Below are 22546 nucleotides of genomic sequence, written 5' to 3'. Positions count from 1 at the left end.
GGTCCTCCTGCCCCCTCCCCAACCCTCTCCCGCCAGCGGGAGAGGGAGACCAGCCTGATCAGTGCCGCCGCCGGCGCCACAGCCACAGGCCCAGCACCAGCAACGTCAGCAGCGCCGGCACCAGCACGATGTTGAGCAGCTTGAGGGTGCGCCCCAGCGCGTCGATATCGGCGTTGAGCTGGAAGCGTACTTCGCGCAGCTCCTTGCGCAACCTGACCTTCTCCTGCAGGAACTGCTGCACGGCGGCCTGCTGCTCGGCCGTCAGCTCGAGGGTCTTTTCCGGGTCCTGGGCAGTCTGCAGCTCCGCCAGCTTCTGGTCGGTTTCCGCCAGGCGCTGCTGCAGTTCCTCTTCCTTCTGGCGGAAGCGGCTTTCCGCCTCGCGCTGCAACGTCGTGACCACGTCGAACGGCCGGCTGAAACGCCCGCGCGAGCGCACGCTGATCAGCGCATCGCTGCCGCTCAGGTTGTCCAGGGCATTGATGGTGAAGGTCGCGTTGTCGGCCCACGGCTGCGGAATGCGCTGGCCGAAGAAGTCCTGCACCTGCACCCACATGCGATCGCTGAGCAGGTCGGTATCGGCCACCACGATGACGTTGATGCTGTCCGCCGCCTGCAGGCCATCCTTGATCCCTTCGATCCCCGCCGGGTAAGCCGACTTGGCCGGCCCGCTGACCCTGGCTGCCAGGGTGTAGCGCTCGCCGCTGGGCTTGAGCTCGCGAAACAGGGTTTCCGGGTTGCTCAGGTTCTCGAAGCGGGTGACATCCACCGGCATGGCGTAGGCGGAACTCTGCAGCAGCGGCACGAAGCGCGTGCTGGCACCCGGCAGCGGCTCGAGAATGCCGGCGGTGGCCAGGGTCAGGGTTTCCAGCCCGGCGGTGACCACGTCATCCTGGCCCAGCGCGGTCTTGGGCAGGCTCAGCCAGCCCGGGTGGCGCACCTGATTCTGCTCTGCACCGGCCTGCACCGTCAGCGCATAGGCGCCATCGGCCAGCACCTTGCCCGGCAGCAGCTGCAGTCCCCAGGCCTTGAACAGCGTGGCGAGATCGGAATCGCGCAGCGCCGGCTCGCCCGGCAGCATGGGCAGCGAATGGTCGGCCTCGCTGAGCGGGTCGACGAATACCAGCAGCTTGCCGCCACGCAGGACGAACTGGTCAATGGCATACAGGCTGGCATCCGGCAGACCCTTGGGGTGAACCAGCATCAGCACCGATACCTGCGCGGGGATCTGGTCGATGCCGGCTTTCAGGCTTTCCACCTGGAACTGCTGGCGAATCTCCTCCAGCACCATCCACGCCGAAGCCGGCTGGCGGGTTTGCGGATCAAAACCACCGGTCAGCGGCAAGCCGCTGAGCAGGCCGACCACTGCTTGCTGCGGCTGCGCCAGGCTCTGCAGCAGGCGGCTGACTTCGTACTCGAGAAACTCTTCCTGCTCGGGGGAAAAGAACGGGATGACCTGGCGGTTGTCCGCACCGCTGGTGCCGACCAGGCCGAAGTACAGCTGGTCGCCGCCCTGGTTCAGCGGCACGCCCTGCAGGCCGTATTCGGCGGCCTGGTCTTCTTCCTCGGAAAACGGTTCGGGATCGACGATGTGCAGGCGAATCTTGCCGTTGGCCTCGCGCTCGTAGGCGCGCAGCATTTCCTCGACACGCCGCGCATAGTTGCGCAACGGCACCAGATCGCGGGCCGCCTTGTCGGAGAAGAACAGGTACAGCTCGACCGGCTCCGGCAGGCTGGCGAGGATGCGCCGGGTGCCCTCGGAGGTGGTGTACAGCTGCTGCTCGGTCAGGTCGAGCCGGGCCTGGGTGATGGTCTGGCTGGACAGCAGGTTGAACGCCACAAAGGCCACGGCGATGGCCAGCAGGCCGGCGCCGGAATACATCAGTTTCTTCATGCTCAGTCAGCCTTCTTCATATCGATTACCACCGCCGTGGCCGCCAGCCAGGCGGCAATCAGGGTGACAAAGAACAGCAGGTCGCGCAGGTCGATCACGCCATTGCTGATCGCCGTGAAGCGGGTCAGGAAGCTCAGCGAGGCAATCCCGTCGACCAGCCACTGCGGCGCCCAGCCACTGAACAGGTCGAGCACCATCGGCAGGCCGCTGACGATGAACAGGAAGCTCAGGCTCATGGCCAGGATGAAGGCAATCACCTGATTCTTCGCCAGCGCCGACATGCACGAGCCGATCGCCAGATAGGCGCCGGCCAGCAGCCAGCTGCCGAGGTAGGCCGTGGCCAGCGCGCCGTTGTCCGGGTCGCCCAGGTAATTCACCGTCAGCACCAGCGGGAAGGTCAGCAGCAGGCCGAGGCCGGCGAACACCCAGGCCGCCATGAACTTGCCGGTGACCGCCTCGAAGCGACTGATCGGCAGGGTCATCAGCAGCTCGAGGGTGCCGGACTTGCGCTCCTCGGCCCACAGGCGCATGGCAATCGCCGGCATCAGCAACAGGTAGAGCCAGATATGGAAGTCGAAGAACGGTGCCAGGTCGGCCTGGCCGCGCTCGTAGAAGCCGCCCAGGTAGAAGGTGAACACGCTGGACAGGACCAGGAACATGACGATGAACACATACGCCAGCGGGGTGGCGAAATAGCTCGCCAGCTCGCGCTTGAAGACTACCGGCAACTGCCTCATGCCACTTCCCCCCGGGTCAGGCTGCGGAACACTTCATCCAGCCGGCCGCGCTCCACATCCAGCTCCTTGATTGCCCAGCCGCGCACGCGCACCAGTTCATTGACCTGCGGGAAGATCACCGCCCCCGGCCTGGCCAGCACGGTCAGGCTGTGTTCGCGCGCGTTGACTTCGACCCCGGCCACCCCCGGCAGGCCCGCCAGCGCGGCCTGATCCAGCGGCGCATCACTGACCAGCGACACCGCCTGGTGGTAGCGCGAGCGGCATTCCAGCTCGAACGGTGTGCCATCGGCCACCAGCCGCCCCTGGGCGATGATCACCGCGCGGCTACAGACCGCGCTGACTTCCTCGAGAATGTGGGTAGAGATGATCACGATCTTGTCCTGCGCCAGACTCTTGATCAGCTGCCGCACCTGATGCTTCTGGTTCGGGTCGAGGCCGTCGGTGGGCTCGTCGAGGATCAGCACCTGCGGGTCATGCAGGATGGCCTGGGCCAGCCCGACACGCCGCTTGAAGCCCTTGGACAGGGTGTCGATGCTTTGCCGCTGCACCGGCGCCAGCTCGAGCAGGGCCAGTACGCGGTCGACCCGCTGGCGCATTTGCGCGCCGCGAAAACCGCGGACTGCGGCGATGAAGTCGAGGAAGCCGCGCACCGTCATGTCGCCATAGCAGGGCGCGCCCTCCGGCAGGTAGCCGATCTGCCGCTGCACCTCGAGGGTGCGGCTGCGGATATCCGCGCCGAACACGCTGGCGGTGCCCGACGTCGGCGCCAGAAAGCCGGTCAGCATCTTCATGGTGGTGGACTTGCCGGCACCATTGGGCCCGAGAAACCCCAGCACCTCGCCGGGGGCAACCCGGAACGACAGGTCATCCACCGCCGTATGCTGCGCAAAGCGCTTGGTCAGCTTGCTTATTTCGATCATCTACTCTCACCTGACAGACCAGTCCCCGGCCAGACCCTGGCGGCGACGCTGAAAATGCTGGCGGACTATATGTAGCCTGCCACTGGCAACGCAAGACAAAAGGACGGGCGCTGCCGGCGGATTTTTTACCGCATTTTGCCCGTGCCCGGCGATTGCGGCACACTAGCGTTGCCCGCGCGTCCGCGCATCTGCCTTCACAACACATCGAGGCCCCATGACCCGCTCCCCTGTCCGTCGCCTCCTGTTCAGCAGCCTGCGCCGTCTCCTGTACCTCTGGGTGCGCTCGGAAACCATCAATCAGCCGGCCTTTGCCCTCAAGCTGGAGGCGGACAAGCCAGTCATCTACGTGCTGCCACGGCAGTCGCTCAGCGATCTCGCGGTCGTCGACCATGAATGTCGCCAGGCCGGGTTGCCCAGGCCGGTACGGCCGGTACAGATCGGTGCCGGCGCACAATCCAGGGCATATTTCTACCTGAGCCCCGAAGGCGACTGGCTGGGCCGCCAGGAGAAGCACGGCAGCTCGCCGACCCTGGTGCAACTGCTCGCCACTATCGAGCAGGACGCCCAGAGCGATGCGCAGATCGTCCCGGTCAGCGTGTTCTGGGGTCAGTCCCCCGATCGCGAAACCAGCCCGTGGAAACTGCTGTTTGCCGATAACTGGGCAGTCACCGGACGCCTGCGCAAACTGCTCAACATCATCATTTTCGGCCGCAAGACCCGCGTGCAGTTTTCCGCGCCCATCCAGCTGCGCCAGCTGGTCGAGCAGAGCAAGGGCCGCGAACGCACCCTGCGCATGGTCCAGCGCGTCCTGCGCGTGCACTTCCGCAACCTGAAGACCGCAGTGATCGGTCCCGACCTGTCGCACCGGCGCACCCTGGTGCAGGGCCTGATCGACGAAGCGCCGGTAAGCCAGGCCATCGCCGACGCGGTCGAGGTGGATGGCATCAGCCTCGACAAGGCACGCCGCCAGGCCTTGAAGTACGCCAACGAAATCGCCTCGGACTATAGCTACGCGACCATCCGCTTCCTCGAAACGCTGCTGACCTGGTTCTGGAACAAGCTCTACGAAGGCATCAAGGTCAGCCATCTCGAGCAGGTGCAGGAAGCCGCCCAGGGCCATGAGGTGATCTACGTGCCCTGCCACCGCAGCCATATCGATTACCTGCTGCTGTCCTACCTGCTGTTTCGCAACGGGCTGACTCCGCCACACATCGCTGCCGGCATCAACCTCAACATGCCGCTGATCGGCGGCCTGTTGCGGCGTGGCGGGGCGTTTTTCATGCGCCGCACCTTCAAGGGCAACCCCCTGTACACCGCGGTGTTCAACCAGTACCTGCACACCCTGTTCAGCCGCGGCTTCCCGGTGGAGTACTTTGTCGAGGGCGGCCGCTCGCGCACCGGACGCATGCTGCAACCGAAAACCGGCATGCTGGCCATGACCCTGAGCAGCTACCTGCGCACCTCGCGCCTGCCGATCGTGTTCATCCCGGTCTACATCGGCTACGAACGGGTGCTCGAAGGGCGCACTTACCTGGGTGAGCTGCGCGGCGCGAGCAAGAAGAAGGAGTCGATCTTCGACATCTTCAAGGTGCTCTCCGCACTCAAGCTGCGCTTCGGTGCGGTGGCAGTGAACTTTGGCCAGCCGATCCGCCTGAATGCCTTTCTCGACCAGCAGCAACCCGACTGGCGCAAGCAGCCGTCCGCTGCGGACTACCGGCCGGACTGGCTGGGCCAGGCAACCAACCGGCTGGGCGAGCAGATTGCCCGTCACCTCAACGATGCCGCCGCGATCAACCCGGTGAACATGGTCGCCCTGGCCCTGCTTTCCACCAGCCGCCTGGCGCTGGATCAGGCCAGCCTGGTGCAGGTGCTCGAACTGTTTCTGGCATTGCAGCGCCAGGTGCCCTATTCGCCGCATGCGACCCTGCCGCAGGGTGACGGCGAGGCGCTGATCGATTACGTGGTGAGCATGGACCTGCTCGCCGTGCAGGCAGACGCCCTGGGCAAGATCCTCTACCTGAAGGAGCAGAATGCGGTACTGATGACCTACTACCGCAACAACGTGCTGCACATGTTTGCCCTGCCGGCCCTGCTCGCCAGCTTCTTCCAGAACAGCGAGCGCGTCAGCCGCGAAGAAATCCAGCAGTACGTCGAGGCGCTGTATCCCTACCTGCAGGCCGAACTGTTCATGCGCTGGTCGAAGGATGAACTGCCCGCGGTGATCGACCAGTGGCTGCAGGCATTTGTCCAGTTCGACCTGCTGCAGCAGGACGGCCAGGACTTTGTGCGCCCGGCTCCCAGCTCCCAGCAGTTCGTCATGCTGACCCTGCTGTCCCGCGCTATCCTGCAGACACTGCAGCGCTTCTACATGGCCATGGCCTTGTTGCTGAATGGCGGACAGAACAGTCTCAGCGCGGAAGCACTCGAAGACCTCTGCACGGTCATGGCCCAGCGCCTGTCGATCCTGCATGGCCTCAACGCCCCGGAGTTCTTCGACAAGAGCCTGTTCCGGCACTTCATCCAGTCGCTGCTCGAACAGCAGGTGGTCAGCCTGGACACCGCCGGCAAGCTTGGCTACCACGCACAACTGGAGGCAATGGTCGAAGGTGCCGCCCTGCGCCTGCTGTCGGCGGAAATCCGCCTGTCGATCCGCCAGGTGACCACGGTCCCGCCCGCCACCGGCGCCTAGCCACGGCGCAGGCCGGGCGCAGATCCGCACGGCGCCGTTACCCTAACCTTGCACCGAGGAACCAATCATGCGTCGACCAGCCCTAGCCCTTGCCAGTCTGCTGCTGTGCTTTCACGCCCACGCAGCGTCACTGGCGGATATCAGCCAGCAGGATACCGGCACCGCCCTCAAGCAGGCACTGGACCAGGGGATCGCCCTGGCGGTGACGCAGCTGGGCAAGCCCGGCGGCTTCAACGACAACCCGGCGGTGCGCATCGAACTGCCGGGCAAGCTGGCCAAGGTCGCCAGCAGCATGAAGATGATGGGCATGGGCGCCGAGGTCGAACAGCTGGAAGACAGCATGAATCGCGCCGCCGAACTCGCCGTGCCGCAGGCACAGGCCTTGCTGACCACGGCGGTGAAAAAGATGTCCGTGCAGGACGCCAAGGGCATTCTCACCGGGCCAGACGATGCCGCCACCCAGTACCTCAACAAGAGCAGCCGCGAGCAACTGCGCGCCAGCTTCCTGCCGATCGTCAAGCAGGCTACCGACCAGGTCGGCCTGGCCAGGCAATACAACAGCTTTGCCGGACAGGCGGCCAGTTTCGGCGTACTGGATGCCAAGGATGCCAACATCGAGAACTATGTGACCGAGAAGACCCTCGACGGCCTGTTCGCCATGATTGCCACGGAAGAGGCCAGGATTCGCGACAACCCGGCAGCAGCCGCCACCAGCCTGGCGAAAAAGGTATTTGGCGCGCAATAGCCTGGCCGCGTCGCGTGGATCACTAAGTGATCGAATGTGACGACCAGCTGTGCGTTAATTGGAAGGCTTCATCCCTGTCTTACTCGCGCGGCACCCAGGAGAACTACCATGACCCTTTGCCCCATCGCTGTCGTAGCCGGTTGCCAGAAATGCCCGGCGTTTTCCATTTGCCCACTGAAATCCGTCCTCGGTGACCAGGACAAATCCGCCGGCAGCAAGCCAAAAACCCGAAAGACCTCCAAGCGCGCCTGAGCCGGGCGGGATTGCTGACCGCCCGTGGTCGGCAAGGAGCGTGCAGCATGTTCACCTACGCCTGCCTGGGCAGCAACGACCTGCAGCGGGCCGCGGCCTTTTATGACGCGGTCCTCGGAGCGCTGGGGCTGACGAGGTGCACCGTCGCGGCCGAAGACCAGCAGGACGGCTGGATCGGCTGGGGTACCTACGCGGACGATGGCCGCGAGGAACTGGCCCTCTGGCTGTGCCCGCCGTTCGACGGCCGGCCGGCCAGCGTCGGCAACGGCAGCATGCTGGCTTTCAAGGCCGCTTCCTGGGCACAGGTCGAGCAGTTTCACCGCGCCGCCCTGGCCCATGGCGGCAGCTGCGCCGGCGCCCCCGGCCTGCGCCCGCAATACAATCCGGACTTTTACGCGGCCTATGTGCGCGACCCGGACGGCCACAAGCTGGCCGCCGTCTGCCGTGGCTTCACCACGGCCGCCCAAGCCTGAACATCCCCTTCCAGAGAGCCCGCTCCCATGTCCAGTCAAATGCTTGCCGGCAAGCGCGTACTGATCACCCAGGCCGACCAGTTCATGGGCCCGGTTCTCTGCGAAGTGTTCCGTGCCCATGCCGCCGAGGTGCTTGCCGATACCACGGCGTTCAATGCGCCCGGAGCACCCGCGCGGATCATTGCCGCCGCCGGACGGATCGACGTACTGGTTGCCAACCTGGCCATTCCGGCCCCTGCCACCCCGGCAACCCTGGTCGGTGATGACGAGTGGGCCGCGGTGTTTGCCGCCCTGGTCGATCCGTTGCCGCGCCTGTTTCGCGCGACACTGGTGCAGATGATCGAGCGCCGTGCCGGCAAGATCCTGCTGATGGGCAGCGCCTCGGCCCTGCGCGGGATGAAACGCGCATCGACCTACAGTGCCGCGCGCGGGGCGCAGCTGGCCTACGTGCAGGCCGTCGGGGTGGAAATGGCCGAGCACAATGTGCAGGTCAACGCCATCGCGCAGAACTTTGTCGAGAATCCGACCTACTTCCCGGCGGAAGTACAAGCCAACCCGCGCTTTCAGGAACGCCTCAAGCGCGAAGTTCCGCTCGGACGACTGGTGGGTGCCAGGGAGGATGCCGAGTTCGCCGCCTACCTGTGCAGCGAGTCGGCCAACTGCTTTGTCGGACAGGTATTTCCAGTCTGCGGGGGATGGGTGCAGCGCTGAGGCAACAATGCGGCGATAGACACGCGCATAGCGGAATCGTTGAAAAGCGCGTGTATTCCGTCGGATTGGAAATCCGTGTGCAGCTTTTTTGACTGGCGCGGGCTCCGAGCCAGACCGCAGCGTTTTTCTCTGTACGAAAACAGCTTTTCGCCTTGCTGGCGAGTTACTTTCTCTTGACTCGCTGCGCTCGCCCTGCGGGCCAGCCTGCGGCTGTTACTTCGCTGCGCTACGTTTGCTTGTGCAAAGAGAAAGTAACCAAAGAGAAAGCACCCCCGGCATCCGGCCCCGAGCGCTGCGCGCTCGGGGTGCGTTCGCTCCATCGCTGCTCCAGGGGCCCGCTGCGATGGGCCGTCCATGGCCCAGCGCAGCTTTCGTCGCATCCATGCGACTCAACCCCTTCCACACCGATTCCGCTCACCCTCCTGACGGGACTCTTAGTCCGTGCACGTCAGGAAATATATCGATCGGTTTGGTAGGGCGGGTGCAACCCGCGCGGCAACGGCGGGTTGCACCCGCCCTACATCGAATGGAACGTGATCCGTAGGGTGGACAACCGCGCAGCGTTGGCCACTGTTGGCCGGCTCGGTGGAAAAGCCGCAAGCGGCGTTTTCCAGCCTACGCAAGCGCTGCGGTGAACACCCAAATCCCCGTCAGGAGGCCGAGTGCAGGTGCTGTGCAGAGGGGAATTTGGCATGGATGCCAAATGAGGAACGATGGGCCATGCATGGCCCTTCGTGACGACCCTCGGAACAGTGCCGGAGCGAGGGAAGTCGAGCGCAGCGAGACCCGGATGCCGGGGGGTGTTTCTTTTGCTTACTTTTCTTTGCACAAGCAAACGTAGCGCAGCGAAGTAACAGCCGCAGGCTGGCCCGCAGGACGAGCGCAGCGAGTCAAGAGAAAGTGAGGCGCCGTGCAAGGCGCAACCTGTAGCCCCAAGCCGAGGAAAGTGCGGCGGTCTGGCTCGGAGCCCGCGCCAGTCAAAAAAGCTGCACACGGATTTCCAATCCGAAGCGAATTGATCGCTGCCAAGCTCCACCTGGCAACCCTCCGCGGTTGTATCAGATCGATTACCGCAGCTTTTCCAGCATCCCGTAATACCACATGCCAACCGCCAGCATCGGGTTGCCGAACACGTCGCCCATCGGCACCTTGATGTGCTTGCAGGCGGCAAAGGTGTCGAACTTCTCCAGGCTGCCGGTCATCGCGTTGGCCATGATCTCGCCCATGATGTGGGTGGTCGCCACGCCATGCCCGGAGTAGCCCTGGCAGTACCAGACGTTATCCGACAGCTTGCCCAGTTGCGGGATGCGGTTCATCACGATGCCCATCGCGCAGCTCCACTGGAACTCGATCTCCACGCCTTTCAGCGCCGGGAAGGTGCGCTCGATGCACGGGCGCAGCTCGCCAGCGATGTCGCGCGAGTCGCGCCCGGAGTAGTTGGCGCCACCGCCGAACAGCAGGCGGCCATCGGCGGTCATGCGGTAGTAGTCGAGCACGAAGCGGCAGTCGTAGACCGCCAGGTCCTGCGGGTTGAGTTCTTTGGCCAGCTCGCCCAGCGGCCGGGTGGTGACGATGCCGCCCATGGCCGGGAAGATCAGGCCCTTGAGCTGCTTGCGCTCCAGCTTGTGGTAGACGTCACCGGCCAGCAGCACCTGCTTGGCGTCGATGCGGCCCTGCGCGGTGATCACCGCCGGGTTGGCGCCGTGGACGATGTCGAGCACTTCGGAATGCTCGAAGATCAGCGCGCCCAGGCTCTCGGCCGCCCGGGCCTCGCCGATGCACAGGTTCAACGGGTGCAGGTGCATGTTGCGGGTATTCTTGATCGCCCCGCAGTAGAGGTCGCTCTGCAGGTGATTGCGCACGCCCTGGGCGTCGAGCAGCGTCACCTCGGCGCCCATGCCGCGACGCACGGCTTCGTCGTAGGCGTTCTCCAGTTCCTCCATGTGCACCGGCTTCATCGCCGCGTGCAGGTGGCCATGCTTGAGGTCGCACTGGATACCGTAGCGGGCCACCCGGCTCTTGATGATTTCGTGCCCGCGCCAGCGCAGGTTCCAGATGAAGTCGTCGACTTCCTGGCCGAGCGTCTTGCTCATCTGCTTGTGCATCGCGCCTTCGCCGGACAGGCTGCCGGTGACCTGGCCGCCGTTGCGCCCGGTGGCGCCCCAGCCGATCTTGTTGGTTTCCACGATGGCCACCTTGAGACCGCGCTCGGCCAGCTCCACCGCCGTGGCCACGCCGGTAAAGCCGCCACCGATGATCACCACGTCGACACTCACCTGGCCCTGCAGGGTCGGGTAGCTGGTCTCGGCGCTGAGGGTGGCGCTGTAGTAGGACTGGCAGCGCTCGGCGGCGGGGGTCACGGCGTTCTCGGCGGTAGTCATGGGTGCTCTCTTGGTGGGGCGGCCACACGCCTGGGCGTCAGCCGAATCTGCAGATAGGCCACACTCGCACACCGCGGATACTTGAATAAATCTTTATTTGACTATTTTCAGGTTAGGATTCGTAAAACTTCTCAGGGTGGCTAAAGCCTGCGCTGGCAGCTGCCCTACGCTTGCCGATAGGGCAACAAAGCGCGCGCCTGTTCGGCATAGGCCATCACGGCGAGGCGCTCATCTTCGAGGAAATTAGCCACCGCGGTGCGCAGGCCGGGATGGCAGAGGTAATGCCAGGAATGCGTCAGCACCGGCTCGAAACCGCGCACCAGCTTGTGCTCGCCCTGGGCGCCGGCATCGAAACGCTGCAGCTGCTGCGCGATGGCGTATTCCATGCCCTGATAGAAACAGGTCTCGAAATGCAGCCCGGGGCACTCGCGCAGGCAACCCCAGTAGCGCCCGTACAGGCTGTCCCCGGCCAGCAGGGAAAACGCCATGGCCAGCGGCTTGCCGGCCTGGCTGGCGATCACCACGCGCAGCAAGCCGGGCAGGCGCTGCGCCAGCAGGCTGAAGAACAGGCGCGTGAGGTACGGCGCCTGGCCGCGCACCTGGTAGGTATTGGCATAGCAGGCGTAGACAAAATCCCATTGCGCCTCGCTCAGCTCGTGCCCGGCATGCCAGGCGAAGCTGATCCCCTGCCCCGCCAGCTGTTCGCGTTCCTTGCGCAGCTGCTTGCGCTTGCGCGAGCTGAGCAGGTCGAGAAAGTCCTGAAAATCCCGGTAGCCGCGATTGTTCCAGTGATACTGGCAGTCGAGCCGCTGCAGCCAGCCCGCGCGGCCCTGCAGCAGGGCATCCTCCGGCGCGCCGGTGAAGTTCACATGCAGGCTGGACAAGCCTTGCGCCGGCAACCCGGCCACCACTTCGTCGAGCAGCAAGGCCGCGTCCTGCGGCTGGCCGAGCAGGCGCTGGCCACTCACCGGGGTAAACGGAATGGCCGCCAGCAGCTTGGGGTAGTAACCGATTCCGGCGCGCTGGCAGGCCTGCGCCCAGGCATGGTCGAACACGTATTCGCCATAGGAATGCTGTTTCACGTAGGCCGGCATGGCCGCCAGCAGCTCGCCGCTGGCACTGCGCAGCAACCGGTGGGCGGGCCCCCAGCCGGTGCCGCGGCCCACGCTGCCGCTGTCTTCCAGCGAGGCCAGGAAGGCGTGCTGCACAAAGGGTTGCGCCCCGGCCAGCAGGGCATCCCAGTCGGCAGGGTTGATTTCGCTCAGTGAGGACAGGGTTAGAACAGGCATGCCGGCAGTCTGGACGTTTGCGCCGCTAAAAAAAACCCCGCCGAAGCGGGGTCAAAGGAGCATTGCAGGTGAGGGCGAATCAGAACACGTATTGCGCGCGCAGGCTGATGGCATGGCCATCCTTGTCGCTGGCATCGGCGTCGCGGTTGGCCGTGGTGCTGCCCAGGGCGACCGACGAGCCACTGCTGCTGACCGTTTGCTGCAGGTCGAGCATGTCGCTGTCGGCAGTGGTGAACAGGTAGTTGGCGGAGATTTTCACTGCCTCGTTGGCATACCAGTTCACGCCCAGGGTGTTGATGCCGACCTGGGTGCTCTCGATGTTGCTGGCCGCCAGGCCGACGTTGGTCGGACCGGCCAGGCCGTCGTTGTCCTCCACCTTGACATGATCGTAGCGGTAGAAGACCTCCCAGGCGCCGGTTTGCTTGTTGGCCGGCTTGATCGCATCGAACTTGGCGCCATCGAGCTTGTAGATGCGCGACTCACCGGTGAGGGTATAGGCGATCTGGGCGTTGTAGCCGGTAGCCTCACGGTCATCCCAGTCACCCTGGCCACTGAGGGTCCGACTCAGGTACTCGCTCTCCAGCGACAACGGGCCGTTCATGTAGGCGAACTCGGTACCCCAGACCTGGTCGTCGGTGTAGCAGCGTGCCGCGACATTGGTGGTGTTGCAGGCGGTGGTGCCGGAGCCGATGCCCGCCAGTACCGGAGTCGGGGTATTGGTCGTGGTGTCCTCGGAGATGCCGCGCACCTGCAGGGTGGAGGTGATCGCCCCGTTGAACTTGCCATCGTCGTAATTACGCTGCGCCGCATCCACACCAAAGTGCAACACTTCGGTTTCTGCAACGATCGGCGCAAACACGCCACGCAGCACTACCGAGTTGACGTCCATGCCGCTGGTGGACTCGTTGACTTCGTTGCTCGGCTCCTGCTGGAAGATACCGGCCGAGCCGTACAGGTTGCCGCCATGGGTAGCGCTGACCTGCACGCCCATGCCGTCTTCCTTGGAGTTGACCCAGGGCGCCAGGTCATAGATCGCCGAACGCTCCAGCGCCGTCACCCACTTGGAGCTGGTGGCGTGCTGCAAACCGAAGTCCGGGTCGAAACGGCCGCCCTTGATCACCACCGGAGCGAAGCCGGTGTAGGCAATCGAGGCTTCATCCCAGTCGCTTTTGTTACCCGCCGGGACGCTGCCATCGGAGAAGTCATAGTTGAAGACATAGCGCCAGTCCTGGTAATTGCCGCCCAGCTCGAGAATTGCGCGACGGAAGTAGGACTCGTTGGCCGACTTGTTGTTCTTGGTGTAGAAGCCGTCGAACTGGTCGAAGTCGGCCTGAATGCGCCCGCCCAGCTTGAAGCTGTACTGCTTGTCGACGGTAGCCACTTCCAGGCCGCTCTTGGTCTTGATGACCAGGTCGGTGCCGTCGGTGGTGACGGTACCGGCGGATGCCTGGGCGGAAATGGCCAGGGCCAGGACACTGGCAGTGAAACCGGCGCCAGCGCCACAAAAACTGTGCTTACGGATCATCGAGATTCCCCTATTGGTCTTGAGCAGAAAACACGCGGGCATCAGGCCCATCGGTGTTGGGGGGAATATTGGTGTCGGGATATTTCAGCGCCGTGGCGGTTGCATGAAAGTTCGGTGACAGGGGAACTTTTCGCCGGGGCGCCGGCTGGCCCGGCAGCATCCAGTGGATGCGGCCCACAAACAGTTGGATTTTTGCCTGTGCCCGGCAGGTCACTGGCCAGCAGTTGCCGTCAGCTGAATTTCCGCGCCACCAGCCAGTCCAGGGATACCGCGCCGGGGCCTTGCGCCACCAACAGCAGCAGCACCGCAGCCCAGACACCATGGGTCGGGTAGGCATCTGGGTAGACCAGTAGCTGGATGGTCGCCGTCATCAGCAGCAAGGCCAGCGCGGAAAAGCGCGTGGCCAGGCCGAGCAGCAACAGCACGGGGAAGACATGCTCGGCAACAGCGGCCAGCAGCGCCGCCAGTTCCGGCGCCAGCCAGGGCAGCCGATACTCCTCGCGGAACAGGTAAAGCGCCGAGTCGGCCAGCCGTGGCCAGCCGAACTGATAGCTGCCGGCGACCACGTCCACGGCAAAACCCTCAATCTTGGTTTGCCCGGACTTCCAGAAAATCGCCGCAATGGAAAAACGCCCGAGCAGAGCAATCAAGCCGTAGGGAATGCGCTCGAACTGGCTAATGCACCATTTGCCCAGCTGTACCATGCGGGTTACTCCTGCACGCGGTAGTCTGTAATGGCCGCCGCGCGCAGCAGCACTTCCAGCGCGGCAGCCAGATTGAAGGGGGTGGCGTTGCTGACCGCCTCGGCGAATGACCTGCCCTGCGCCAGATTCTCGATGAAATGCGCAGCGCCCTCCTCAAGCCGCACGACGTGCACCGCAAGATCCTGGCGCAGCAACACAGCGGATTCCGGCTGCTGCGGATTGATTGAGTGCAGGACCGCTGCCGGCTCAGCGGTTTGATGCGCGGCCCACAGCGAAGCCACCGCAAAAGACGAGCGCAACACGCTCAGGCTCGGCTGCAGGGTGAAACAGAGCTGCGCCAGCCGGCGCTCATCACCCAGCAAACCGGCCAGTTCGGTCAGCGGCACGGCTGCTGCATCGGCCGCATGAAAGGCCTGCACGTAACACCACTCCAGCCGGGCCAGATCCGCCAGATAAGGCACGCTGGCTGCGGGCGCAAAATTCTCGACAAAGTCCGCGAAGCTCTCGCCGTAGTTGACCAGCACGGGCGATACCGGTGGTACGGCGCGCACATACTGGCTGGCCATGGCGTTGAAGAACGCTGCGCCGACCATGGCCTGGCACACCGGATAGGTATCGGCCAGCGCGCCAAGCAGTGACGCCAGCACATTGTTGCGGTAAACGGCAAAGCGCTGGGCCGGATCGGAACCATTCCAGCTGACCAGCCCTGGCGGGCAGTTGGCAGCCGGATTGATCAGTGCCGCGGAAAATTCGGCATGCTCGCTCATGCGCATGCCCCTTGAGGGTCAGCAAACGCTGGCGAACCACGCGCCATGAGTGCTTCTGCGTGCCGAGCCTCGGCCAGCAGTACCGCCAGTTCGGGAATGTCGTTGTCCCGCTCGATCAAAGTCGGCTGTGGCCCGGTGAGGGCCAGGGTAAATTCATACAGCTGCCACACAGCCTGCGCCACCGGCGCGCCGTGGCTGTCGATCAGCAGCGCCGCGCCGAGCGAATCGACCGCCTCGGCAAATCCGGCCAGGTGGATTTCACCGACCGCCGCCAGCGGCAGGCCGCGGATGTAGTCCTGGGCATCGGCGCCGTGGTTGACGCAGCTGACATACACGTTGTTCACATCCAGCAGCAGCCCGCAGCCGGTGCGCCGCACCACTTCGCTGATGAACTGGTTCTCGGCCATGGTCGAGGCGGCGAACTGCACATAGGTGGCCGGATTTTCCAGCAGCAGGCGCCGCCCCAGCCGTTCCTGCACATGGTCGATCTGCGCACAGACATGCTCCAGGGTGGCCTTGGTATAGGGCAGCGGCAGCAGGTCGTTGAGGAACCGGCCGCCATGACTGGACCAGGCCAGGTGCTCGGAAAACGACTCCGGCTGATAGCGCGCCAGCAACTCGGCAAGCCGTGTCAGATGCGCTTCATCCAGCGGCTCCTGGCCGCCGATGGACAGCCCGACGCCATGCAGCGACAGCGCGTAGCGCTCGCGGATGCGTTCAAGATAGTGGTGGTAAGGCCCGCCAGCCACCATGTAATTCTCGGCATGCACCTCGAAGAAACCCAGCGCCGGCGTTTCCGCGAGGATCTGCCGGAAGTGTTGTGGCTTCAGGCCGATGCCCGCAGCGCGGGGCAGCCGGGCAGGCGCTGCAACAGCACCTGCCCGACCCCGCTCAAGTTCACCTGACTGCAGCATGGCAAACTCCGCGCAAGCGCCTCAGGCGCTCTTTTCCTTGAACGCCTGCAGCTGGCCGAAACCGGTTGGCGAGGTCGGCGACGGGGTCTTCTCACAGGTGCCTTGGGGCACCAGCGACCAGGCGCTGCCCTGATAGTCGGTCTTCGAGGTGCCTGCGCACGAAGTTCCGGCACCGGCGGCACAGTCATTCTTGCCCTTGAGCGCGACACCGAAGCACTTGTCCATGTCCGCCGCCTGGGCAGTCAGCGGGGCCATGGAAACACTCAGGGCAGCGCCCAGAGCGAGCGCCAGCGCAGCGGTATTGATGCTTTTAGTCATGGTTCAATTCCTTCAGATTGGTCGAATGCGATTTGCTTGCAACAGACAGAAGAAAGCTGCCTGGCACACAGTAGAGATCAACGGCGGGGATTTGTTACAGACGGGTATGAAATCGTTCAGTCCGGTTTGGCTGGACTCGCCAGGTGCGACAGATCTTGCGCCTGAGCCAGCTTCTCTACCAGCGCATCAAGCTCGGGGATGGCAGCATCCGGTAGCCGCCGGATGACCGCCTGGCTGAGTTTCATCTGCCGGATGAAGCGCCGGCAATGCACACACATGGCCAGATGCAGGCGTACTGCGAGGCGCCCGCGCAACGGCAGCTGCGCATCCAGATAATCACTGGAGTGTGACACCAGCTGTTTGCACGTCAGCATTGACCCGTCTCCTCATAATGCTCAAGGGTGGCGAATACCTTGAGCCTTGCACGGTGCAGCAGCACACGGACATTAGAGAGCGAAACATCCAGTAAATTACAGATTTCCTCCAGCTCCAGCCCCTGTCGTTCGCGCAGCAACAGCACACTGGACTGCAACTCGGAAAGACTGCCCAGCGTGTGCTCCAGGCATTCGCGCAGCTGTTCTTCGGCAAGCAGCGCTTCCGGGGAGTCCTCGTGCCAGGCCGCCGGCGGGGTCAGCCAGTGGCCATCGGCGGCAAAGCGTTCTGCCCCGATGGTGCCGTGCGGCGCCGGCAAATCATCCAGCAGGATCTCGCGCCGGCTGCTCTTGAGCCGACTCTTGGCCGTATTGGCAGTGATGGTCAGCAGCCAGGTCTTCAGGCTGGAACGCTGCTCGAAACCCGCCAGATTGCGCACCACGGCCAGCCAGGCATCCTGCACCACCTCGTCGGCAAAGCGGCTGCCGGCAATCGCAATCGCCACCGCACGCATGGCGCCCTGGTAGGTGCTGACCAGCTCGCGGTAGGCCTGCTGCTCTCCGGCCCGCAAACGGGCCAGCAGGGCGGCATCGGCGGGGTAGTGCATCAGTGCTTGCGCAGAATCACGCTACCGATGGAGTAGCCGGCACCGAACGAGCTGAGCACGCCCAGTGCGCCGCTGGGCAAGTCTGCCGAATGCTTGTGGAAAGCAATCACCGAGCCTGCCGAGCTGGTATTGGCATAGGTATCGAGCACGACGGGCGCCTCACCCGGCTCGGCATCGCGACCGAGCAGCTTGCGGGTGATCAGCAGGTTCATATTGAGGTTGGCCTGATGCAGCCAGAAGCGTTTGACGTCGCTGACGTTCAGTGCATTTTCTTCCAGATGCTTGGCAATCAGTTCCGCCACCATCGGGCAGACCTCGCGGAACACCTTGCGGCCTTCCTGAATGAACAGCTTGTCCGAGGCGCCGATGCCTTCCTCGGCACAACGATTGAGGAAGCCGAAATTGTTGCGAATGTTGTTGGAGAACTGGGTTACCAGCTTAGTGCCCACGATGTCCCACTGGCAGTCGGAGGTCGCCTGGTCGGCACGCTCGACGATCACGGCGGTGGCCGCATCGCCGAAGATGAAGTGGCTGTCGCGATCGCGGAAGTTCAGGTGGCCGGTGCAGATTTCCGGGCTGACCATCAGCAGGCAGCGCGCCTGGCCGGTCTGTACCGCGCTGTTGGCCGCCTGCAGACCGAAGGTAGCCGACGAGCAGGCCACGTTCATGTCATAGCCCCAGCCCTGGATGCCCAGAGCGGTCTGAATTTCCACGGCCATGGCCGGGTAGGCGCGCTGCATGTTGGAACAGGCGCAAATCACCCCATCAATATCGGCAGCCGTTTTTCCCGCCTGTTTCATCGCATCACGTGCGGCAGCGACAGCCATTTCAGCCAACACGCTCAACTCTTCGTTGGAGCGCTCGGGAATCCGCGGCACCATGCGCTTGGGGTCGAGGATGCCGTCCTTGTTCATTACGAAGCGCGATTTGATACCCGAGGCCTTCTCGATGAAACCCACGCTGGACTCGCCCAGCGCCTCGATCTCGCCGCGCTCGATAGCGCCGGCATTGTCGGCATTGAACTGCTGCACATAGGCGTTGAAGGATTCCACCAGCTCTTCGTTGGAGATGCTTTGGGCCGGGGTATACAGGCCGGTGCCGCTGATCACGACTTTATGCACGATCTTTCCTCTTCTTGTTGTGGTCGCCCGCGGCGGCCAGTTGAGCGCAAAGCCCCGGCCAACGGGGCCTGGAGCACAGAACAAGGGTTACAGGCCGGGGGCAATACCCCCAACACAGTTTGTAACAAAGGGCAGAGTGTGCCACAGCCGAAGGCTGCCGTCCGCTCGCAAAAGCAGGCTTCTGATTGGTGGTCAGGCCGGTCCGGGAGCATGACCGGACGGTCACGCCGGGCACGGACTGAGCAACCCTCGCCAGTCCGCTGCCGGGCCTGACAGGCAGGCTGGCAGCGCCAATGAACCCGGCGGAACCGGGCGCGCCCCTACCTGCCGGCTTCACGCAACCGCAAAGCTGCCAGCTGGCGCAGCAGCCACTTCTCCAGTTCAACCAGGGCACACACCACCCCCGCAATCAGCAGACAGCCGCCCCAGGCCATGGCGGGCAGATCCGCAGTTGCGAAAAGCCGCTGCAAGCCACTCCAGTGACTGAAGAGCATCTGCAACCCCGCCAGCAGCAGGACCATGTACCAGACCATCGGATTGTCGCGCCAGCTGAAGCTGGCCCAGCCCTCCAGGCTGCGGCAACTGAACAGATAGCCCATCTCGCAGGCCACCATCGCATTCACCGCCAGGGTGCGGCTGGCCTCTACCGACCAGCCCAGTGTCTGGCTGTAATCGAACAGACCCAGGCACAGCCCGGCCATCAGCAGCGAGATCAGCGCAACCCGCCACAACAGGGCCGGACTCAACAGTGGCTGCCGTGTATCGCGTGGTGGTCGGCGCATCTGGCCGTCCTCGCCCGGCTCAAAGGCCAGCGCCAGCGCCAGGGTCACGGCAGAGATCATGTTGATCCAGAGAATCTGCAGCGGTGTGATCGGCAGCGTCAGACCCAGGGCAATCGCCGCCAGCAGGGCGAACGCCTGTCCGCCATTGGTCGGCAGGATGAACAGGATCGACTTCTGCAGATTGGCATAGACCGTGCGCCCCTCCTCCACCGCATGCACGATGGTGGCGAAGTTGTCGTCGGCCAGCACCATCTGCGCCGCCTCCTTGGCCACCTCGGTGCCCTTGATACCCATGGCAATACCAATGTCCGCACGTTTCAGGGCCGGCGCATCGTTGACCCCGTCACCGGTCATCGCCACCCGCTGCCCTGCCGCCTGCAGGCGCTCGACCAGACGCAACTTGTGCGCCGGGCTGGTCCTGGCAAACACATGGGTATCGGCCAGCCGCGCATCCAGCGCGGCATCGTCAAGCCGATCCAGCTCAACGCCGGTGAGCGGCGCAGCGCCGCCGAGCCCCAGGCGCCCGGCAATGCAGGCGGCAGTGGCGGCGTGGTCGCCGGTGATCATCTTCACGCTGATCCCGGCCACATGGCATTCGGCAATCGCCCGGATTGCCTCCTCGCGCGGCGGATCGAGCATCCCCACCAGGCCGAGCAGGACAAAGCCACCCTCCAGATCGGCATAGTTCAATTCGTGTTGCGGCTGCGCCAGGCTGCGCAAGGCCAGGCCGATCATGCGCAAGCCCTGGCTGGCGCCCTGCTCCAGCGCGGCATGCCAGTGGCGCAGATCGAGCGGTTCATCGCGACCGTCGCGCCACTGCCGGTTGCACAGTTCCAGCAGCCGCTCGGGTGCGCCGAGCAGGTAAATCAGCCCATGCCCGGAGTGATCGTGGTGCAGGGTGGCGCTGCAGCGTTGCTCGGCGCTGAACGGGATGCTGTCCAGCCGCGGCAAACGCTCAACCTCATGTGCCTGCTGCATGCCGAGCTTGCCGGCCAGGGTCAGCAACGCCGCCTCGGTCGGATCGCCGGTGATACTCCATAGCTGCTCGCTGCAATGCAGACTGGCGCCATTGGCCAGCAGGCCGGCGCGCGCCAGTTCGCGCAGGTCATCGGCGCTGTCCAGCGCGCACAGCTGGCCATCATCACACTGGACACTGCCCCGCGGGGCATAGCCCACCCCGTCGACCCGGTAAAGATGGGCCGCCGTGAATACCTGCTGCACGGTCATCTCGTTGCGCGTCAGGGTGCCGGTCTTGTCCGAGCAGATCACCGTCACCGCGCCAAGGCTTTCCACCGCCGGCAAGCGCCGGATGATCGCCTTGCGCCGCGACATGCGCTGCACGCCCAGCGCCAGAATGATCGTCAGCACCGCGGGCAGACCTTCCGGGATTGCCGCCACCGCCAGACCGACGGCAGCCATCAGCATCTCGACCGCACTGTAGCCGCGCAACCACACCCCGAAGCTGAACGTCAGCAGCGCCAGCGCCACGATGATCAGCGTCAGTTGCCGGGCAAAGCGCGCCATATCGTTCAGCAGCGGCGTTTGCAGGCTGCTGACGCTGCCCAGCATCTGACTGATGCGCCCCAGCTCGGTAGCGTCGGCCGTGGCCACCACCAGCCCGCAGCCACTGCCTGCTGTCACCAGCGTGCCGGAATAGGCCATGCTCAGCCGATCGCCCAGACTGGCTTCGTCGGGTACCGGCGCCGACTGCTTGCCGACCGCCAGCGACTCGCCGGTGAGGGCCGCCTCCTCGATGCTCAGGTCATGCACTTCCAGCAGGCGCAGGTCGGCGGAGACCCGTTCGCCAGCCTCCAGCAGCACAATGTCGCCGGGCACCAGCTGTTCAGCCGGCAGACTGTGCACGGCACCGGCACGCCGGACCCGGCACTCCACGGTGAGCATCTGCTGGATCGCGCGCATGGCTTGCTCGGCGTTGCCTTCCTGGATGAAACCGACAATCGCGTTGATCAGCACCACGCCAAAAATCACCGCGCTGTCCAGCCACCCCTCCAGCAGCAGCATGACCAGGCAAGCCGCCAGCAACACATAGATCAACAGATTGTGAAACTGCAGCAGAAAGCGCTTCAGCGGACCTGCGCCCTGCCGCGGCGGCAGGCTATTGGCGCCGTATTGCTGCAGGCGCAGCCGCGCTTGCGCGTCGCTCAGGCCAGTGCTTTGCACTTCCAGCAAGTGCAGACACTGCTCGCCCGGCAACGCATGCCAAACATGATTTGCGCAATCCTTCATCGACTTCCTCCCCCGAACAGCCGGATTGGCAGCAGGTAGGCTGGACATCTCGCGCAGCGAATGCCCACCGGCCCGGTAGCGGTGGAAAAGGCTAGCGCCGTTTTCCACCCTGCAAAATGCAAGTCATTAAAAGCCGCTGCAATAATGTTGCGCCCTGCTGTAGCGAATCACCATGTCAGCGTCAGTTCACTGCGAAAACTGCGTGGCAATCCGCTGAGCGGATCGCTGAAGGCCAGTTCCTGCGCCAGCAGCTTGAGCGGGCGGCTGTAATCGTCCGGGGTATCGCTGGCGGCAGTCAGTTGCGGGTAGAACGGGTCGTTGCAGATGCCCGCCCCCAACGCTGCCAGATGCACGCGCAACTGATGCTTCTTGCCGGTCAGCGGATACAGGCCGTAACGGCACAGATCACCCTGCTGTTCACGCACCTCGATACGCGTTTCGCTGTTGGCCGGACCGTCCACTTCCTGCATGCGGAAGAAAGGCTGGGCCTCGGCCAGACGGGTCTTGCGCAGCTGTGGAAACGACTGTCCTGGCAGCGCCGGGGCAATTGCCTCATAGCCCTTGACGATCTGCCGGTCGCGGAACAATTGCTGATACTGGCTGCGGCTCTGCGGGTTGGCGGAGAACAGCACCAGCCCGGCAGTCAGGCGGTCGATGCGGTGGATCGGCACCAGTTGCGGGTTGTCCAGGCGTTTGACCAGCCGGGCCAGCAAGGTTTGCTCGACATAGCCACCGGACGGCACCACCGGCAGGAAATGCGGCTTGTCGACCACCACCAGATGCTCGTCGACATGCAGCAGGGTCTCAACAAACGGAATCTCGCGCTCCTGCGGCACTTCACGAAAGTAGTGCACGCGCAGCCCTTCGCGATAAGCATCCTGCGGCCCCAGCGGCAACCCATCGGCACCCAGCACCCGCCCGCGGGCCATGCGCTGCAGCCAGACCGCGCGGCTGACGGAGGGGAAATGCGCACACAGGCAATCCAGCACCGTGGCCCAGTCGCCGCGCGGCAGATGCAGGGTACTGGGGCGGACGCCCGCGTGATGGGTAGAGGAAAGCGACATGGCGAAAGGTCTGGCCGGATCAGCGCGCAGAATACCG

The 22546-nt window shown here is 64.3% G+C and carries 19 protein-coding genes; 4 read left to right on the top strand and 15 right to left on the bottom strand.

The genetic code is table 11. From position 1 onward, the window contains the following. Nucleotides 1–58 precede the first annotated feature (58 nt). Genes ISX93_RS06305 through ISX93_RS06295 form a run of 3 tightly spaced genes read right to left on the bottom strand, consistent with a single transcriptional unit; the run spans nucleotide 59 to nucleotide 3548 of the window. Nucleotides 59–1891, bottom strand: coding sequence for a GldG family protein (locus tag ISX93_RS06305; RefSeq protein WP_195777864.1), 1833 nt, complete (start codon nucleotides 1889–1891; stop codon nucleotides 59–61). A 2-nt stretch (nucleotides 1892–1893) separates the two neighbouring features. Further along, nucleotides 1894–2628, bottom strand: coding sequence for an ABC transporter permease subunit (locus ISX93_RS06300; protein WP_195777863.1), 735 nt, complete (start codon nucleotides 2626–2628; stop codon nucleotides 1894–1896). Continuing rightward, complete coding sequence (locus tag ISX93_RS06295; RefSeq protein WP_195777862.1) at nucleotides 2625–3548, bottom strand: ABC transporter ATP-binding protein; 924 nt, start codon at nucleotides 3546–3548, stop codon at nucleotides 2625–2627. Before ISX93_RS06295 ends, ISX93_RS06300 begins: the two co-directional genes overlap by 4 nt. 214 nt (nucleotides 3549–3762) lie before the next feature. Here ISX93_RS06295 and plsB point away from each other — a divergent pair, with 214 nt between their 5' ends. The 4 genes from plsB (at nucleotide 3763) to ISX93_RS06275 (ending at nucleotide 8418) form a co-directional block, all read left to right on the top strand. Continuing rightward, the gene (gene plsB, locus ISX93_RS06290) at nucleotides 3763–6237 is read left to right on the top strand and encodes a glycerol-3-phosphate 1-O-acyltransferase PlsB (RefSeq protein WP_195777861.1); all 2475 of its coding nucleotides are present in this window, start codon (nucleotides 3763–3765) and stop codon (nucleotides 6235–6237) included. A gap of 67 nt (nucleotides 6238–6304) precedes the next feature. Beyond that, nucleotides 6305–6982 (top strand): DUF4197 domain-containing protein, encoded by a 678-nt coding sequence (locus ISX93_RS06285; RefSeq protein WP_195777860.1) that lies wholly within the window; start codon nucleotides 6305–6307, stop codon nucleotides 6980–6982. 299 nt (nucleotides 6983–7281) lie between these two features. Continuing rightward, nucleotides 7282–7707, top strand: a complete 426-nt coding sequence (locus ISX93_RS06280) for a VOC family protein (protein ID WP_195777859.1) — start codon at nucleotides 7282–7284, stop codon at nucleotides 7705–7707. 27 nt (nucleotides 7708–7734) lie between these two features. Continuing rightward, entirely contained in the window at nucleotides 7735–8418 is a 684-nt protein-coding gene (locus ISX93_RS06275; protein ID WP_195777858.1) for an SDR family oxidoreductase, read from the top strand. Between the two features lie 1067 nt (nucleotides 8419–9485). On the opposite strand, the gene ISX93_RS06270 is transcribed toward ISX93_RS06275, so the two are convergent. The 12 genes from ISX93_RS06270 to ISX93_RS06215 form a co-directional block, all read right to left on the bottom strand. Next, on the bottom strand, nucleotides 9486–10799 hold the full coding sequence (locus ISX93_RS06270; protein ID WP_195777857.1) for an NAD(P)/FAD-dependent oxidoreductase: 1314 nt from the start codon (nucleotides 10797–10799) through the stop codon (nucleotides 9486–9488). A 164-nt stretch (nucleotides 10800–10963) separates the two neighbouring features. Next, nucleotides 10964–12088, bottom strand: coding sequence for a GNAT family N-acetyltransferase (locus tag ISX93_RS06265; protein WP_195777856.1), 1125 nt, complete (start codon nucleotides 12086–12088; stop codon nucleotides 10964–10966). Nucleotides 12089–12167: 79 nt separating this feature from the next. Further along, the gene (locus ISX93_RS06260; RefSeq protein ID WP_195777855.1) at nucleotides 12168–13613 is read right to left on the bottom strand and encodes an OprO/OprP family phosphate-selective porin; all 1446 of its coding nucleotides are present in this window, start codon (nucleotides 13611–13613) and stop codon (nucleotides 12168–12170) included. Nucleotides 13614–13843: 230 nt separating this feature from the next. Beyond that, complete coding sequence (locus tag ISX93_RS06255) at nucleotides 13844–14317, bottom strand: DoxX family protein (protein ID WP_195777854.1); 474 nt, start codon at nucleotides 14315–14317, stop codon at nucleotides 13844–13846. A 5-nt stretch (nucleotides 14318–14322) separates the two neighbouring features. Then, nucleotides 14323–15084 (bottom strand): HvfC/BufC N-terminal domain-containing protein, encoded by a 762-nt coding sequence (locus tag ISX93_RS06250; protein WP_195777853.1) that lies wholly within the window; start codon nucleotides 15082–15084, stop codon nucleotides 14323–14325. After that, nucleotides 15081–15998, bottom strand: coding sequence for an MNIO family bufferin maturase (gene bufB / locus ISX93_RS06245; protein ID WP_195777852.1), 918 nt, complete (start codon nucleotides 15996–15998; stop codon nucleotides 15081–15083). The genes ISX93_RS06250 and bufB overlap by 4 nt, the downstream gene beginning before the upstream one ends. Before the next feature lie 21 nt (nucleotides 15999–16019). Continuing rightward, a complete protein-coding gene (locus tag ISX93_RS06240; protein ID WP_195777851.1) occupies nucleotides 16020–16316 on the bottom strand; it encodes a BufA1 family periplasmic bufferin-type metallophore in 297 nt (98 codons plus the stop codon). 116 nt (nucleotides 16317–16432) lie between these two features. After that, a complete protein-coding gene (locus tag ISX93_RS06235) occupies nucleotides 16433–16690 on the bottom strand; it encodes a zf-HC2 domain-containing protein (RefSeq protein ID WP_195777850.1) in 258 nt (85 codons plus the stop codon). Further along, nucleotides 16684–17295: an RNA polymerase sigma factor gene (locus tag ISX93_RS06230; protein ID WP_195777849.1), complete on the bottom strand. Its 612-nt coding sequence runs from the start codon at nucleotides 17293–17295 to the stop codon at nucleotides 16684–16686. The genes ISX93_RS06235 and ISX93_RS06230 overlap by 7 nt, the downstream gene beginning before the upstream one ends. After that, nucleotides 17295–18416, bottom strand: coding sequence for a beta-ketoacyl-ACP synthase III (locus tag ISX93_RS06225; RefSeq protein WP_195777848.1), 1122 nt, complete (start codon nucleotides 18414–18416; stop codon nucleotides 17295–17297). Before ISX93_RS06225 ends, ISX93_RS06230 begins: the two co-directional genes overlap by 1 nt. Before the next feature lie 320 nt (nucleotides 18417–18736). Then, entirely contained in the window at nucleotides 18737–21445 is a 2709-nt protein-coding gene (locus ISX93_RS06220) for an HAD-IC family P-type ATPase (protein ID WP_195777847.1), read from the bottom strand. A gap of 167 nt (nucleotides 21446–21612) precedes the next feature. Next, nucleotides 21613–22509 carry a pseudouridine synthase gene (locus ISX93_RS06215; RefSeq protein ID WP_195777846.1) on the bottom strand — a complete coding sequence of 299 codons (897 nt, stop codon included), beginning with the start codon at nucleotides 22507–22509 and terminating at the stop codon, nucleotides 21613–21615. Nucleotides 22510–22546 lie beyond the last annotated feature (37 nt).

It is taken from the genome of Pseudomonas sp. N040 (genome assembly GCF_015637705.1).
Lineage (GTDB): Bacteria > Pseudomonadota > Gammaproteobacteria > Pseudomonadales > Pseudomonadaceae > Aquipseudomonas.
Note: the sequence above shows the minus strand (reverse complement) of the source record. Positions and strands in the feature narration are given on the sequence as shown.

Bases quoted from the DNA above. Each gene is read 5' to 3' on its own strand.
- ISX93_RS06305 (WP_195777864.1), bottom strand. From the start codon at position 1,891: ATGAAGAAACTGATGTATTCCGGCGCCGGCCTGCTGGCCATCGCCGTG.
- ISX93_RS06300 (WP_195777863.1), bottom strand. From the start codon at position 2,628: ATGAGGCAGTTGCCGGTAGTCTTCAAGCGCGAGCTGGCGAGCTATTTC.
- ISX93_RS06295 (WP_195777862.1), bottom strand. From the start codon at position 3,548: ATGATCGAAATAAGCAAGCTGACCAAGCGCTTTGCGCAGCATACGGCG.
- plsB (WP_195777861.1), top strand. From the start codon at position 3,763: ATGACCCGCTCCCCTGTCCGTCGCCTCCTGTTCAGCAGCCTGCGCCGT.
- ISX93_RS06285 (WP_195777860.1), top strand. From the start codon at position 6,305: ATGCGTCGACCAGCCCTAGCCCTTGCCAGTCTGCTGCTGTGCTTTCAC.
- ISX93_RS06280 (WP_195777859.1), top strand. From the start codon at position 7,282: ATGTTCACCTACGCCTGCCTGGGCAGCAACGACCTGCAGCGGGCCGCG.
- ISX93_RS06275 (WP_195777858.1), top strand. From the start codon at position 7,735: ATGTCCAGTCAAATGCTTGCCGGCAAGCGCGTACTGATCACCCAGGCC.
- ISX93_RS06270 (WP_195777857.1), bottom strand. From the start codon at position 10,799: ATGACTACCGCCGAGAACGCCGTGACCCCCGCCGCCGAGCGCTGCCAG.
- ISX93_RS06265 (WP_195777856.1), bottom strand. From the start codon at position 12,088: ATGCCTGTTCTAACCCTGTCCTCACTGAGCGAAATCAACCCTGCCGAC.
- ISX93_RS06260 (WP_195777855.1), bottom strand. From the start codon at position 13,613: ATGATCCGTAAGCACAGTTTTTGTGGCGCTGGCGCCGGTTTCACTGCC.
- ISX93_RS06255 (WP_195777854.1), bottom strand. From the start codon at position 14,317: ATGGTACAGCTGGGCAAATGGTGCATTAGCCAGTTCGAGCGCATTCCC.
- ISX93_RS06250 (WP_195777853.1), bottom strand. From the start codon at position 15,084: ATGAGCGAGCATGCCGAATTTTCCGCGGCACTGATCAATCCGGCTGCC.
- bufB (WP_195777852.1), bottom strand. From the start codon at position 15,998: ATGCTGCAGTCAGGTGAACTTGAGCGGGGTCGGGCAGGTGCTGTTGCA.
- ISX93_RS06240 (WP_195777851.1), bottom strand. From the start codon at position 16,316: ATGACTAAAAGCATCAATACCGCTGCGCTGGCGCTCGCTCTGGGCGCT.
- ISX93_RS06235 (WP_195777850.1), bottom strand. From the start codon at position 16,690: ATGCTGACGTGCAAACAGCTGGTGTCACACTCCAGTGATTATCTGGAT.
- ISX93_RS06230 (WP_195777849.1), bottom strand. From the start codon at position 17,295: ATGCACTACCCCGCCGATGCCGCCCTGCTGGCCCGTTTGCGGGCCGGA.
- ISX93_RS06220 (WP_195777847.1), bottom strand. From the start codon at position 21,445: ATGAAGGATTGCGCAAATCATGTTTGGCATGCGTTGCCGGGCGAGCAG.
- ISX93_RS06215 (WP_195777846.1), bottom strand. From the start codon at position 22,509: ATGTCGCTTTCCTCTACCCATCACGCGGGCGTCCGCCCCAGTACCCTG.